The organism is Tatumella sp. JGM118 (assembly GCF_018257515.1).
Classification (GTDB): domain Bacteria; phylum Pseudomonadota; class Gammaproteobacteria; order Enterobacterales; family Enterobacteriaceae; genus Tatumella; species Tatumella terrea.
Map to the genome: position 1 here is coordinate 15,398 of NZ_JAERJR010000014.1, position 14,982 is coordinate 30,379.

Annotated in this window: 14 protein-coding genes; 2 read left to right on the forward strand and 12 right to left on the reverse strand. The window is 50.8% G+C overall.

From position 1 onward, the window contains the following. Positions 1 to 2: 2 nt before the first annotated feature. The 5 genes from coaD to rfaQ form a co-directional block, all read right to left on the reverse strand. Positions 3 to 485: a pantetheine-phosphate adenylyltransferase gene (gene coaD, locus JK223_RS12535; RefSeq protein WP_212714517.1), complete on the reverse strand. Its 483-nt coding sequence runs from the start codon at positions 483 to 485 to the stop codon at positions 3 to 5. Between the two features lie 11 nt (positions 486 to 496). Then, complete coding sequence (locus JK223_RS12540) at positions 497 to 1,261, reverse strand: glycosyltransferase family 2 protein (RefSeq protein WP_212714518.1); 765 nt, start codon at positions 1,259 to 1,261, stop codon at positions 497 to 499. Then, entirely contained in the window at positions 1,261 to 2,538 is a 1,278-nt protein-coding gene (gene waaA, locus JK223_RS12545) for a lipid IV(A) 3-deoxy-D-manno-octulosonic acid transferase (RefSeq protein ID WP_371813130.1), read from the reverse strand. The genes JK223_RS12540 and waaA overlap by 1 nt, the downstream gene beginning before the upstream one ends. A gap of 131 nt (positions 2,539 to 2,669) precedes the next feature. Further along, entirely contained in the window at positions 2,670 to 3,797 is a 1,128-nt protein-coding gene (locus tag JK223_RS12550) for a glycosyltransferase family 4 protein (protein ID WP_212714519.1), read from the reverse strand. Beyond that, on the reverse strand, positions 3,794 to 4,867 hold the full coding sequence (gene rfaQ / locus JK223_RS12555) for a putative lipopolysaccharide heptosyltransferase III (RefSeq protein ID WP_212714520.1): 1,074 nt from the start codon (positions 4,865 to 4,867) through the stop codon (positions 3,794 to 3,796). Before rfaQ ends, JK223_RS12550 begins: the two co-directional genes overlap by 4 nt. Before the next feature lie 548 nt (positions 4,868 to 5,415). On the opposite strand from rfaQ, the gene JK223_RS12560 reads away from it, so the two are divergent. Further along, a complete protein-coding gene (locus JK223_RS12560) occupies positions 5,416 to 6,525 on the forward strand; it encodes a glycosyltransferase family 9 protein (RefSeq protein ID WP_212714521.1) in 1,110 nt (369 codons plus the stop codon). Between the two features lie 31 nt (positions 6,526 to 6,556). Here JK223_RS12560 and JK223_RS12565 read toward each other — a convergent pair whose 3' ends face one another. Next, positions 6,557 to 7,642, reverse strand: coding sequence for a glycosyltransferase (locus tag JK223_RS12565; protein ID WP_212714565.1), 1,086 nt, complete (start codon positions 7,640 to 7,642; stop codon positions 6,557 to 6,559). Between the two features lie 168 nt (positions 7,643 to 7,810). Between JK223_RS12565 and JK223_RS12570 the strand changes: the two genes are divergently transcribed. Continuing rightward, a complete protein-coding gene (locus JK223_RS12570) occupies positions 7,811 to 8,782 on the forward strand; it encodes a deacetylase (protein WP_212714522.1) in 972 nt (323 codons plus the stop codon). Between the two features lie 8 nt (positions 8,783 to 8,790). On the opposite strand, the gene JK223_RS12575 is transcribed toward JK223_RS12570, so the two are convergent. The 6 genes from JK223_RS12575 to JK223_RS12600 all read right to left on the reverse strand — a co-directional run bounded on the left by JK223_RS12575 (position 8,791) and on the right by JK223_RS12600 (position 14,967). Next, positions 8,791 to 9,981 carry an O-antigen ligase family protein gene (locus JK223_RS12575; protein WP_212714523.1) on the reverse strand — a complete coding sequence of 397 codons (1,191 nt, stop codon included), beginning with the start codon at positions 9,979 to 9,981 and terminating at the stop codon, positions 8,791 to 8,793. Next, positions 9,959 to 10,867 (reverse strand): sugar glycosyltransferase, encoded by a 909-nt coding sequence (locus JK223_RS12580; protein WP_212714524.1) that lies wholly within the window; start codon positions 10,865 to 10,867, stop codon positions 9,959 to 9,961. The genes JK223_RS12575 and JK223_RS12580 overlap by 23 nt, the downstream gene beginning before the upstream one ends. A 6-nt stretch (positions 10,868 to 10,873) precedes the next feature. Beyond that, entirely contained in the window at positions 10,874 to 11,845 is a 972-nt protein-coding gene (gene rfaC, locus JK223_RS12585) for a lipopolysaccharide heptosyltransferase RfaC (RefSeq protein WP_212714525.1), read from the reverse strand. Then, positions 11,846 to 12,892 carry an ADP-heptose--LPS heptosyltransferase RfaF gene (gene rfaF, locus JK223_RS12590; RefSeq protein ID WP_212714526.1) on the reverse strand — a complete coding sequence of 349 codons (1,047 nt, stop codon included), beginning with the start codon at positions 12,890 to 12,892 and terminating at the stop codon, positions 11,846 to 11,848. A 14-nt stretch (positions 12,893 to 12,906) separates the two neighbouring features. Continuing rightward, positions 12,907 to 13,839, reverse strand: a complete 933-nt coding sequence (rfaD, locus tag JK223_RS12595) for an ADP-glyceromanno-heptose 6-epimerase (RefSeq protein ID WP_212714527.1) — start codon at positions 13,837 to 13,839, stop codon at positions 12,907 to 12,909. 243 nt (positions 13,840 to 14,082) lie between these two features. Continuing rightward, a complete protein-coding gene (locus JK223_RS12600; RefSeq protein ID WP_212714566.1) occupies positions 14,083 to 14,967 on the reverse strand; it encodes a divergent polysaccharide deacetylase family protein in 885 nt (294 codons plus the stop codon). Between the last annotated feature and the right edge of the window lie 15 nt (positions 14,968 to 14,982).

Here is a 14,982-nt window from a genome sequence, read left to right on the forward strand (position 1 = left end):
ACTTAGTCATGCAGCTTACTTAACAGCGCCTGACAGATTTCCGGGGTCACAAACCCGGAAATATCACCGTGATGCCGGGCGACCTCTTTCACCAGAGAGGAAGAGATAAAAGCATAGGCTTCGGCGGGGATCAGGAAGATACTTTCCAGACCGGGTAATAAGTGATTATTCATCAGCGCCAGCTGACGTTCGTAGTCAAAATCAGAGACGGAACGTACGCCCCGGATCAGAACATTTGCCTGCTGTTTTCCCGCGAAATCCGCCATCAGCTCACTGAAGCCTGTCACCTCGACATTGGCCAGATGAGAGGTCGCCTGTTGTGCCAGCGACACCCGCTCTTCCAGCGTAAACATCGGTTGTTTCGTGCGGTTATGCGCAATCGCCAGAATGACATGATCAAACAGCCGGGAAGCGCGGGTAATGATATCCAGATGCCCCAGAGTCAGGGGATCAAAGGTTCCGGGATAAATCGCTCGGGTCGTCATCGCGGTCTCCGTCACTTCGTCCGGGTTAATGCCCAGAGTATGGCATATTTATTAAACGTATATTGTGCATTCACCAGAGCAAGTATCCATCCCTGATGACCATCCAGAAAACCAGCCCGCAGAATGGCTGTTTTAAGCCATGCTGCAACGGTATGACTGTAGACAGAAAAAAGTCCGCAGCGACGGCCCTGTCGGGCACGTTGCTGCGCCCAGGCATTCGCATAGGCTAATTGCTTCTGTTGAAAATGATGCAGGTCGCGGCAGGTTAAATGCTGCAGATCGCCGGTCAGCCTGATGACCGTAGCACCAGGATGCTCGAGAGACTCATGCACCAGATGGGAATTATAGGTAAAGCTGGCAGGGTAAAGACGGGTGACTCTGTCCGGGTACCAGCCGCTGTGGCGCATATAACGTCCCAGGAACCAGTTACTGCGTGCCATGCTGTAAACCTGGTGTTCCTGTGGCGGTTGTGAAAGGAGCGTTTCAATCGACTGACGTAGTTCAGGAGTCACTCGTTCATCCGCATCAATCATCAGGATCATATCGCCGCTGGCATATTGCTGGGCCTGCTGACGTTGGGGGCCGAAGCCAGGCCACTGCGTACTCTGAAATACTTTGGCCCCCGCCTGACGGGCAATTTCAACGGTCTGATCGGTACTTCCGGAGTCCAGAACAACGATTTCATCGGCCCAGCTAACAGATGCCAGACATTCCTGGATCAGCTCTGCTTCATTTTTCGTGATCATTACGACTGAAAGGCGCTGGCGAGTATTCATCAGTGTGTCCGTGGCGGAAGGTAAGGTTCAAGAAGGTCGACTAAACGCTGCAATGCCCCCTGGTTCCGGCGTAAAACGTCAACGGCATGGTGACCAAGATAACGGCGGTAATCATCATCCTGCAATAGTTTACTGACCTCACGTGCCAGAGTATCGGAATCCGTTACCGTGAGCATACCCTGAGCGTCCTGCAGCTTGCTGCAGATATCTTTAAAATTCCAGATATAAGGTCCCATGATCACCGGAATGGCATGGGCCGCAGGTTCAAGGGGGTTATGACCGCCACGTTCAACCAGGCTGCCGCCAACGAAAGCCAAATCGGCAATACCGTATAACAACATAAGCTCACCCATCGTATCCCCTATCACGACCCGGGTGCTGGCTGACGGAATTTCGCCACTGCTGCGGGTGATATAGCTGAGGCCGGCTTTTTGTGTCAGGGAAATAGCCTCCGGGAAACGTTCAGGATGGCGGGGGACCAGTATCAGTAGCAGGTCAGGATATTGCTCCAGCAAGCGCTGGTGGCTATTCAGAATAATACTCTCTTCACCATCGTGAGTGCTGGTGGCTATCCAGACCGGCCGGTGCGGAGCCCATTGGCGACGTAGAGTGACAGCCCGGGCTGCCAGTTCCGGCGTGACTGAAATATCAAATTTAAGACTACCGGTCACGGCCAGATGGCTGCGTTTCAGGCCCAGTTCCACAAAACGCTCACCATCCTCAGCATTTTGGGCAGCAATAAGCGTAATACTGCGCAGCAGGCGTTGCATAAAACGGCCCAGTTTTTGGTAACCCCGGAACGAGCGTTCAGATAATCGGGCATTGGCGATAACTAACGGGATTTTCCGCTGATGCAATATATGAATCAGTCCCGGCCAGAGTTCTGTTTCCATGATAATCATCAGCCGTGGCCGAGCGGTATTCAGAAAGCGGTGTGTTGCGCCGGGTAAATCGTAGGGCAGATACACATGGTCAACGTCTTTACCGAAAGCCGACTGGGCTCGTTCTGAGCCGGTAGGGGTCATGGTCGTGACGGTAATAGGGAGCGATGGATAACGATGACGCAATGCTCTGACCAGCGGTACGGCAGCCAGGGTCTCTCCGACAGACACGGAATGCAGGACGATACCCTCCGGTCTGACTTTGCCTGCGCAAAACCCATAGCGTTCTGCCCAGCGTTTACGATAGGCTGGCGCTTTTCGGCTACGAATAAGTAATTTAACCCATATAAAGGGTTGAATCAGATAAAGAATTGTCTGGTATAAACGCAACAACATTATGTGAATTCGGCTTGGGATGTTACAGGCATGGTAGCATAAATGTCAGTAAATAGGCATTTAACGCCGGCGCTGAATAAGGCGGAATAATCTCTGTTTTCCGGGCCATACCGGCCCGGAAAAGTCAGTTATTAAGATAATAATGTCTCATAAAGACGGAATAACTGTTCTGATAAATGTTCAGGCGTATAAGGGAGGATCGTTTCCCGTGCATGCCGGCCCATGTCAGAGTGCAGAGCCTGTGAGGGCAGCAGCCCGATAGCCCCGGCCATCCCCGGGATATCCAGCGCATCGGTGATGAACCCATTATGTCCTGATTTTATAAATTCAGCGCCGCCACAATGGGTACTGGTAATGACCGGTAATCCACATGCCATCGCTTCCAGGATCACGTTCGGGAACGGATCGTAGAGTGTGGGTAACAGCAATCCGTCGGCCAGCTGATAAAAGGGTAATGTCTGAGGTTGCATACCGGCAAAATGCACCCGCTGTTCACATCCCAGCGACTGTGCAAGCTGACGATAGCGTTGCTCCATTTTATCTTTGCCCACAACCAGCAAATGACTTTCGGTGGCAGAAATGGCTTCAATGGCTGCTTTCAGCCCTTTTCTTTCGAAACCGGAACCGACAAAAATCAGACAATGCGCCTGTAACGGAATATGGTGTTGCTGGCGTAGTTGTTGCCGTTGTTTTTCATCTGCCGGCCGGAATTTCTGGTGATCGATGGCATTATAAATGACATGGATCTTGTCTGCCGAGACGGCAAAGTCTTCAATGATTTCCTGCTTCACCATATCGGCATTACAGATGACGGCCTTGAGATGCGGAGAGGTGTACATTTCATGCTCTGCCTGCATGACGTACCGGTGGTAGCGGTCCGCCATTAACTGGCGCTGTTTCCAACGCGACAGAATACGTGAGCGCTGCAGTAACCAGCGGCGATGTACGCCATCGCCGGCCCGGTAAATGTCGCAACCGGCGATACGTTCATGGCTTTGAACAATATCAAATGCCTGCTGTTGCCAGAGCTTTCTGGCGGCACTGGCGAACCCCCGCTCCCGGCTGATACGCCCCCATTTCATCGGGTTGCACAGATGTATTTTCCAGTCCGGGTGCGCATCGCCCTGCCACTGGCGGGTAATGACGTTAAGCTCCATATCTTTATGATTTAATGCCTCGAGGGCCCTGGAGACAAAACGTTCGGCACCGCCATCCGGGCGATATTTCTGACGGACGATGGCCAGACGTATTTTTTTCATTTCAGTAGATCCCGCGCCGCAGTGAGCACTGCTTCAACCGGAATTAAATCCAGGTAGCGTTCAGTGGTGTTGGTTTGAATGTCATCCGGGTCAGGTAACGGACCAAAATCTCCGGCCCAAATCGTTTCCCCTTTTCCTTCCCAGGGGTGCCAGAATGTCAGCTTGGAGGGGCCAAACAACGCGACATAAGGCGTATTCAGGGCAGCGGCCATATGCATCGGTACAGAGTCGACACCGATAAAGAGTTCCGCCTGATCAATTAACGCGGCTAACTGCGGGAGCGTCATTTTTCCTGCCAGAGAAACAATATGCTCACCGTGGCTGAGTGACTGAATTCTGCCGGCCATCTCAGTTTCTGCCTGGTCGGGGCCGGATGTCAGGACTATCGAATAGCCGTCAGCGGCCAGTTGTGTGATCACTGCCGCCATTTTTTCGTCCGTCCAGCATTTAAAAAACCAGCGGGATGACGGATGTACCACAATATACCGGCCGGTAATCTGTACCTGTTTCAGTAACTGACGTATGGCGTCGGCATCGGCTGGCTGATAGCTCATGGTCACTTCACTGCGGATATGCGGCAGAGCAAGAGGTTCCAGCAGGGAAAGGTTTTGTTCCACCGTATGCATCTTTCCGTGTCCGGAGACCGGGACCCGTTGCGAGTGGCAGAATCGCCACAGTGCGCCCTTCCGTTTCGGGTAATCAAATCCCAGACGTTGTTTAGCGCCGGTAAAGCGGGTGATCAACGCACTCCGCCATTGATCAGCCAGGTTAATGACTAAGTCGTAATGTTGTTTTCTGAGTAACCGTAATAAACGCCACTCATGAGCGATATGGCGCATTGGACCCAGCTTTTTCCAGGCTCTGTCGATGGAAAAGCACCGGGTAATAAGCGGGTTATTGATCAGCATAGCTTCTGTTTCTTTATACAGAAGAACATCGATTCTGGCACCGGGATAACTGGCACTGAGTGTTTTGATCACCGGAGTCGTCAATAACATATCACCATGATGGCGAAGTTTAATGACCAGTATTCTCTTAGGGGAAGTAGATAGTGCCGGCGTATGACTCATACCTGTCGCTTTTCTTAAATTAAAAAAATCCCATTAAGGGTCTCTGCCTGATAGCCTGGGTCAAATCTCAGTATGTTGCAGTATTCGACCCATTATCCCGCCATTAGTTCGCCCTGACTTGTTTCAGGCGCAGGATACGATCATCCACAGAATAACGAATACTTTTTGATAAACGACACTGTATCAAATAAATATGACAGCGGGGGAATGTTGCGGGAAAAATCCTGTTACCGCTGATGAATTATAACGCTTTATCGGCAGATTCTGTCAGTGTTAGCATCATGCAGGAAGGGATAAGGATAATTACCGCCCTTTTTTCAGAGGGAATACTTATGTTCCCGGAATTCATCGCACGAAAGATATCGGTCAGCCGGAGAAGGGGTAGTATTATTTTCGGGTTTATTCCATCATGCGAAGCACGTGCTTTCCGGCAGGAAATTCGCAGTGATTTCCTTCGGCTCCCGTGTTTTCAGAGGGTTGGCATTTCCTTTTGATTTATATTGGTTTTTTATAGTGATACGCGATTGTCAGGGGCGAGCCAGTCAAAAATGAGAGAAACAAAAAAAAATAAAATCAGGCTGGTGAATGCCTGGTTAAGTGTTTTCCATCGTCATACCGCAAGCTCTGAAGAGAAGGCTGCACAACTTTCCCGCAGAGAGTTCCGTTCTATCCTGGTGTATTCCACAACCGCCCTTGGCGATTACATGTTTAATACACCCGCATTACGGGCAATCCGCCGGCGTTATCCGGAGGCCAGAATCATCCTGGTCGCTCACCCTAAATATGAGCAATTGCTGAAAGAACGCGAATTCTATGATGATGTCGTGTTCTGGAACAATAAGATCGGCACACTGGCGGGATTTATTCGCGAAGCGAAAGTGTTCTCTCCTGAGCTGGCCGTCATGCTGCATTCGCATATTCCTTACGATATTCTTAGCGCGGCGATGTTGGGTTGCCGTTATCTGGTGCGGGATAATTACGGGAAAGATATCGGGGAACTGTCACGCTGGCTGGTGTATGGCGTGGATCAATGTGAAGGGCATATTATCGGCCGAAAAATGCAACTGGTATCGGCCCTGGGATGCGATACCTCGGATGTGGATATGGCCCCGCCTTGTGCTTATGTTCCGCAGCCAAAATCACCGTCAGTCTTCCGGGTGGGTTTTCAGTTGGGAGCCTCAACACGCATCCGGTGCTGGCCACCCGCATATTTTGCTGAACTGGCCGGAAATATTTTACGTGAGTTCCCGGGCAGTGAGATCGTGCTTATCGGTTCGCCCGCAGAGGCCGATCTGGCCCGGCAAGTCATGGACGCCTGTGCCCCGTCGCTCAGAGAGGCGGTGACCAGTTTCGTCGGTAAAACAACCTTACCTGAACTGCTGGGGGTTATCTCCTCAATGGATATGCTGGTCACCGGTGATACCGGGCCTCTGCATCTGGCTATCGCCCTGAAAGTACCGACATTGAGTCTGTTCGTGACGGAATCGCCTGAAAACAGTGGTCCCTATCAGGACCGCCATTTGCATCGTTGTATTTATCTGCCTGCCTCCGACCCGCGGGTCACCGATAAAGACGAGCCGCTGAAGGCTATTTCTGTTGCGACGGTATTCAGCGAAGTGACGGAAATGAAGCGCTCACTGTCACTGCCTCAGCCGTAATCACCCGGCCCCCTTATCAGCGCAGGGGGGCTTACTGATTAATCAGTGCGATATATTGGCGGCAGACTGAGTCGAGCCGATATACAGCGAATGATGTTTCAGTCAGGGGGACAGGATGGCTGTCGATAAATGCGATCTTCTCTGCCAGAGATTCCGGTGTCAGATCCGAAAGCCCGGCCGCTAACGGCCCGGTTAAGATTTCTGCCGGTCCGCCAGGACAGCGCGTACTGACCACCTGTGTACCGCAGATCAGTGCCTCTGCCAGCACATTACCAAAACCTTCGCTGTCTGAACTCAGGATCAGCATCCTGGCATTTTTTATCCATCGATACGGATTACTGTCGAATCCCCGGAATATCACCTTGTCAGTAATACGGAGTTCTTCAGCCAGTGCCTGAAGCTTGCGTTTACTCTCTTCACTGCCTTCCCCGAGTAATACCAAAGGCCAGGGCAGGCCGCTCAGGGCATAGGCGCGTAACAAACGATCGTGGCGTTTCACGGTATGGAAACGCCCGACATGCAGCAGATAACTTTTTGGCGGGTAGGGTACCGGCTCAACTGCAGCGTCCCGGATAGCAGGGAAATCAAAGGGATTAAAGATAACCCTCTCTACTGCCGGCACGACGGAGAACTGCTGACAGAGATCGTCTGTCACATACTGTGAAACGCCGATGATCTTTCTGTGGTGATATACACGGTGTATTTTTCTGACTTTTAGCCAGCGCGAGGCTCCGGTACGGTGGCCGAGATACGACGATGAGAAAACGCCGTGCAGACAAAACCAGGTTTTACCGGGGTCAATCTTGCGACTGCGTCGGACAATACGGTCGGTTTTATGCAGATGGGACAGCACCAGATCGACGGGGCCGCGTTCTGCCGTCAACTTACTGAAGGCATGATCAAGCTGACGGGCCCGGCGGGACAGTTCTGTCAGTTTGCGCCAGGGGACTTTCGCGGTATCTTCGGCCACCCGGTAATCCAGGCCATCGGGCAGTGTAAAATGACAGACATCACGCAGAGAAATCAGTGAGACCCGGAGTCCTTGTGTAAGAAACCCCTGCGCCAGCGTTAAAACCACTTTTTCGGCACCGCCGCCGGGCAGACCATCAATAATCATCGTGATATGATGTTGTGACACTGTTTATATCCTTCTGTGAGAACGCGCGGTTATCGAAACGGGTAAAGAGAACCTCTGTCCCGTCCAGTGACGAAAGCCGGCCGGAATCTCCTGTGAGCGTATGCAAAAATACCAGAAAAACCGCCAGGTAAACATCAGAGATAATTCATGACCAGACCTGCTTTTCTCATCACAATCGATACCGAAGGTGACAATCTTTGGCAAAATCACCGGGTAATCGCCACGGAAAATACCCGTTTCCTCTCCCGTTTTCAGCAACTCTGTGAGAAATATCAGTTTAAACCGACCTGGCTTACGAACTATGAGATGGCAAAAGACCCGGCATATGTGGAATTTGCCAGCGATGTCATTGCCAGAAACCAAGGGGAAGTGGGGATGCATTTGCATGCCTGGAACAGCCCCCCGGAGTACCCGCTGACCGATGATGACTGGAAATGGCAGCCTTATCTGATCGAGTATCCGGATGATATTCTGGACGCCAAAGCCCGCTTTATGACGGAGTTACTGGAAGAGTCTTTCGGGGTTGCGATGAAAAGTCATCGGGCCGGGCGCTGGGCTTTCGACGAGCGTTATGCGGCCGTCCTGACCCGATTGGGGTACTGTGTCGACTGTTCTGTAACGCCGCGCGTTAACTGGCAGTTTACTGCCGGAGCCCCCCAGGGTAACGGCGGGACAGATTATACCCATTTTCCCCGGCAAGCCTATTTCCTGGACCCTGAGGATATTTCAAGAGCAGGTCCCGGGACATTGTTAGAAATACCGATGAGTACAGACTACAAGCACTCACCGGGGGTCCGGCGGATCAAACAGGGGGTCGATAAGATCAGGGGCCGGCAGCGCTCTCCGGCGGTTTATTGGTTGCGGCCGTCCAGAGATAATCTCAGTGCCATGCAACGGGTCGTGGAACGTAATCTGGCATCGGGCAGTGATTATGTGGAGTTTATGCTGCACTCTTCTGAGTTTATGCCGGGTGGCAGTCCGACGTTCAAAACAGCGGCAGATATCGAAACCTTGTATGAAAACCTCGAACAACTGTTTGCCTGGCTGCAGCCACAGACCACCGGCATGACACTGTTTGAATATTATACTGCCCGGATGCAGGCAGGAAAGCGCCTGTAGTCCCGCGCCTATCTTCGCCTGATCACTGAGCTATCAGGCGAAGACAATGGCGAGGAAGATAAAGCATAGCCGACGGGGAACCAGAACAGATACCAGAACTCTTGTGGATTCCCGATGACAAACATCCCCTGTGTTGTATAAAAAAGCATGCTGAAAATCATGAGTATTGCACCGCAGTGATATTCCTGCTTAGGCGTTTTAAGCGCAATAGTCAGGGCGTAAAGCAGTAACGAAAGCAGTAATCCGCCGCCGATAATGCCGCCTTTGAGTAGTGTCCCGATGTACAGACTGTGCGCCGTATGAATATGCTCCCCGGAATAATTAATAAAGTGTAATTGATAACTGAATCCGTTACCGATGAGGTAATGACGGGAAAAGAGTTCAAGACTGTGTTTCCAGATGCTGAAACGCAGGAAAGACTGTGTATATGCTTCCTCTGCCCGTAAACGGATCAGCGTGCCCAGCTCAGTAGTTTCTATAAAAATGGCTGATAAAATAATGATTGCTAAGGTAATGGCAATATTCTTACGGTTCAGCCCCGGTAATCCCTTACCGATAAAATACGCGATAATTAATGACAGGAAGGGCCCCCTGCTTTGGGTGAGCAGGATAAAGAAAATGAACAACCCCATGCAGGGAAACAGTAATTTATTTTTTGTTTCCTGATAGAGTGATATTGATAGTATTAAGGCAATACAGGCCAGTCCCGACAGATCTATTACATTTTCTGCTGTCGGATTATGCTCTGTCACCGGGCCACGATGAAGGATAACCTGAAAGTTAGAGAGCAGCAGCCAGGTAAACACGATCGTAAATCCCAGGATAATCAGGCCCAGAATTCGCTTTCTGTCCGGTGAACTGAGAACCATCGCGGTCATAGTGATATAGAATAAGATATAGAGACTGTGAGTCAGGGTCGCCGTGATATTCCCCGGGTCTGCCGACCAGAGATTACTCAGCGTGAAGTAAAATAAAAAAGCAGCGACGATCAGCAATCCCCGGAGGAGTGCAAGGTTAGTTCTCAGGGCATGAGCCGCCGTCTTATTGACGATGACGTGAAAGAGAAAAAAAAGGATCGCCAGGTGTAAAAGGTTATTGGTTTTTGTTGAACCATTAAACAGTGTGTTGAAAAATAAGAAGGCGGTAAAAAAAAAGGTGTAAGGTAAGAACGATCTTTTACTGCCTGGAAAAGAAATCATTCCCGTTTTCCTTTTTGAATATAGAATCAGGTATCGCACTCTGAGGCGATAAATTAATGACTTTTACTTCATTTTTTCTTAATATTTCACTGGCATGTTTTAATGAGGGGAGTATCGTCTTTTCCAGGAAAGTATCCAGTAATGTCGGAAGTTTATCCTGATTATCTTCATAAAATCTGGGCTGGTTAAAATTATTCATATCAAGCCCGATGATATATATCTTTTTAAATCCACAGAACGATAATATTTGCAATGCCCAGTAAATAACCGTCGCGGCATCGGCAATGCCCTGTCTTATGTCGCTATTAAATGCAATGTCTTCTCTCTCCTGACTGTACAGGAGCCCTGGAGGTGGCCGCAGCGTCTGCCTTATGTCTTTTATCGGGACAAAAGGCTCGAAAATTCTGTAACTGATATCTTCTATCGGGATTAAAGTGCACTTTATCTGTTCGCGTCCGAAGTTATTAACTATGTTTATAATTCCGTGCACTGTGGTGAACAGTTTCAGGGCTGGATCTGCAATAATGTGTTGGACTATCTGCGGCCTGTCATTAAAAAAACCCATATCGACGATGATGTAGAAACGGAACTGTACTTTTTTATTCAGGTGATATGCCCCGTTGACCCCCATTGCCGGGATGGGGGGGAACAGATCAAAATTGAGTGAATTTACCGATGGCCCCGTCGCAGAAAGCAGTATTTCACCCTGATACCGGGCAGCGAATTCAGACAGTCCGGTCACCGGAATCTGCTGCTGCTTGTAGGAGACCGAGATGATCTCCCCGGTAACGGCCCGGCGGATTTTAACAAAAGGCCAAAGCGTTTCATTATGCCGGAAGGATCTTGGGTGAGAATAACGGTATAGCTGCTTATAGAAAGAGCTCATCTTTTTTCAGCAATCCAGTAAAGTCTGTATTGTTTTATCCACCGCATCGGCAGTGATATCGCCCATATCGTTCCCGGCAGGCGGACGCAGTGCTATCTGGTTTTTACCGTAACCGCCAATTAACCCGGGGTCTGTCGGGCCATATAACGTAATGTTAGGGCGGTCGAGCGCCGCGGCCAGGTGGCTAAGGCCCGTATCCACAGAAATAATAACTTTTGCGCCGGCCAGTTCGCGGGCAACGTCTGCCAGTGACAGTTTCGGTAACACCGTGACCTGATCGGAGCCGGCCGCCAGCCGTGTAGCACGCTGATATTCGGCATCTGTACCCCACGGGAGTTTTACCGCATAACCCTGCCGGGTAACACGACGAATAAGCGCCTGCCAGTGTTCTTCCGGCCAGTGTTTATTATCACGGGTCGTGGAATGCAGAAAGACCATGTATTCTCCCGCATCCTCCGGTAAATCATGAATAAAATGGCTGGCTATGGCGTAATCGCCCCGCGTTGCCGGTTTTTCATACCCCAGGCTTTTGGCAAATAATTCGCGTGTCCGTTCAACGGCATGTTGCTGCAAAGGAACGGAATGCCGCTTGTCATACCACCAGCAGGCGAATGGTTCACGTACACTGCTTTTGTCAGCCCCGTGTTTTGTACCGCGGGCCAACCGGGTCACCAGCGCAGCGCTTTTGATAAGCCCCTGTGCATCAATAATAGCATCATACTCACGCTGCCGGAGGCGCTGTCTGAAACGGAAACGCTCTTCGCGCTGTTGCATTCCGAACCAGTGTTTACGCCAGCGCCTGATAGCGACCGGCAGCACCTGATCAACCGCAGGATGCCACCCGGGGATCTGGCTGAAATTTTCTTCAACGACCCAGTCAAAACGAATACCGGGGATTGCCTGCATGGCATCGGTTAATGCCGGCAGGGTATGAATGACATCTCCCATGGAAGATGTTTTAACAATCAGGACCTGCATTTATTCTCCTGCGGAGCTAAGTAATAACGTCAGCTCATCCATAACACGTGCAGGGGTAATATCAATCAGACTCTGATGATAACCAAGGTCAGTGTCGCCTTTTCGGACTTTATGATAGCCGGTGATCAGGCGGATCACCCGGGCCTTGTCTGATAGCGGAGGCGTAAAATCGGGGCTGCTGGGGCCATATAACGCGACCAGGGGCCGGTCAAGCGCAGCAGCAATGTGCATCAGTCCGGAATCATTACTGACCACCGCTGCGCATCTTGCCAGCAACACCACCGCCTGCTCCAGGCTGGTTTTTCCGGCCAGATTATGGCAACAGGCATTGTCATCATCATCCAGACTATGGCGGATATCTTCCCCGACATCGTGGTCTTTCTCTGAACCGAACAGCACGACCCGGTAACCCCGGGCGATCAGCTTCTGGGCCAGCACAGCATAATGATAATGTGGCCAGCGTTTCGCCGGACCGAATTCGGCACCCGGACAGAAACCGATGACAGGCCGGTCACCTGGCAACGAGAATAAACCGGCGATTTCTGTTTTTTCGGATTCACTGACGGAGAGCTTTGGCCATAACAGTGGCTGAGGCAGATCGGCGGCGGAGGCGAGGGTCCCCGCGTCATATGCCAGTGCAACATAGCGCTCTACCATTAACGGAAAGGCGGTCTTGTTCAGCGTCCTGGCATCGTTAAGCACGCCATAACGCATTTCTCCGCGCCAGCCGGTACGTGTTTTTATCCCCGCAAAGAAAGGAACCAGTGCGGATTTAAACGAGTTGGGTAATACATAAGCCCGGTCATAATGACTGCTACGTAGTGATCGGCCAAGCTGTTTCCTTTCCCCTAATGCCAGAGCACCATGCCCGAGGGGCATAGCCAGAGCCTCATTCACTTCAGGCATTCTCGACAATAAAGGACGACACCAGGCCGGAGCCATCACATCAATGACGGCATCCGGATAGCGTGTCTTCAGTGTGCGATAGAGACTTTGTGACATCATCATATCGCCAACCCATGAAGGGCCGATCACCAGTATTTTCATCGCTGCAAGGTCTCTTAAGCTTTATTATTCAGCCACGCCATATACTCTGTCACACCTTCAGCCACGGTTTTGAAAGGCTTGTCATAGCCTGCAGACCGCAGATGAGTGAGATCGGCTTGAGTATATTCCTGATAACGTCCTTTCAGCTTTTCAGGGAAAGGAATGTATTCCACTTCACCCTCACCGTGCCAGGCCAGCACTGCATCGGCAACGGCCTGGAAAGACTCTGCACGTCCGGTACCGCAGTTATAAATACCGGAGACATTGTTTTCCCAGCACCACAGGTTAACGGCCGCAACATCCTGGACATAGATAAAGTCACGCTGGAAGTTTTCGCTTCCGGCGAACAATTTCGGGTTCTCACCCTGATTAATCTGGGTATTCAGGTGAAAAGCGACGCTGGCCATACTGCCTTTATGTCCTTCACGCGGACCATACACATTGAAATAACGGAAACCACAGACCGGTGATTCTACTTCCGGCAGAATGCTGCGTACATAATGATCGAACAGCATTTTTGAGTAACCGTACACATTCAGTGGTGCTTCGTACTGGCGCTCTTCGATGAAATTGTCATTCCGGCCACCATAAGTGGCGGCAGAAGAGGCATACAGAAACGGGATCTGGCGCTCGAGACAGAAATGCAGCAGCTCTTTTGAGTACTGATAGTTATTATCCATCATATACTTACCGTCCCACTCCGTGGTTGAAGAGCAGGCTCCCTGATGGAAAATAGCCTCGATAGGGCCAAAATCGTCACCCGCCATCAGGCTGACAAGGAATTCTTCCTTATCCATATAATCACTGATATTCAGATCAGCCAGATTGACAAATTTTGTACCATCTTTCAGGTTATCTACGACCAGAATATCGGTATATCCACGGTCATTTAGCGCTTTAACAATATTGCTGCCGATCATGCCGGCGCCACCAGTTACGATAATCATAAGCGTGCCTTTCAGTAAGGACGTAGAGTCCGGAGAAACAGGGTGATATCGCTGAATGATACCATTTCACGCCGGGTAAAGGCAGAGGCCGTCATACCGTGTAACGTATCGCGGCGCACGGTAAAACATTTTTCAGAATAGATGAGGCCGGGAAAGACAAGGCGGATGACCGGGACGGTAAGGTGTCACCTTTGCATTCATTACAGCACCCTTACCGCCAATGGGTAAGGGTGCCCGTTACAACTAAAAGAGGGTGCGAAGGTCGCGGATAAACTGACTGTTCTTCACGCTGTTATAGATGATTGACACTCCCTGAGACGGAGGTGGCGGGGTTAATTTCTGTGTTGTGCGGCATTGCTGTGTCAGATCAGACACCGCAGGCACATGCTTTTTCGTCCCGCTGTGCGTGTTTTGTGTCATGGCGGCGTTGCCCTGTGACGATAACGGACTTTCATTCAGCAATTGGCTGGGCCGGACCAGGGTGATATCCGCAGGGAGATTTGCCAGCATCTGTTGCAAAACCCTCACTGTGGCCGGATGGGGATGCCCGATAGCAATGGCAGAACCATTTCGCCTGGCAAGCGCAATCGCCCGTAAAAACTGCTTACGGATATCCGCATCGTTCTGCGTATCGTCCAGGAAGACGTTGCGCTTTAGTACCCGGACATGAGTTCCTTTAGAGGCAGGGATAGACTGACTGTTACCGATAGTCATGCTGTCGAGGAAATAAAAGTTGTAGTGGTTCAGTACCTGCATCACTTTTATCATGCCCGGCAGGCTGGAGGTCATTTTACTGCCCATATGATTATTCAGCCCGACCGCATAAGGCACGTGCTGCACAGCCAGCTGAATAATTCTGGCGATCTGATCGCTGCTCATGTCCGGAGTCAGGGTATTTTTTTCCAGTGGCTGCTTACTCAGGGGGGCCATGGGTAAATGGATCAGGACTTCATGGCCTGTCTGATGCGCTTTGATGGCCATTTGCCTGGCGTGCGTGGCATCCGGCAGCACGGCGACTGAGAGGGGCGCCGGTAGTTGCAGCACTTGATTTTCTTCTTTAGGACGATAGCCGAAGTCATCGATGACAATCGCCAGCTTACCGGCCAGCGCAGACTGACAAATCAGCATACCACCCAGAAAAGC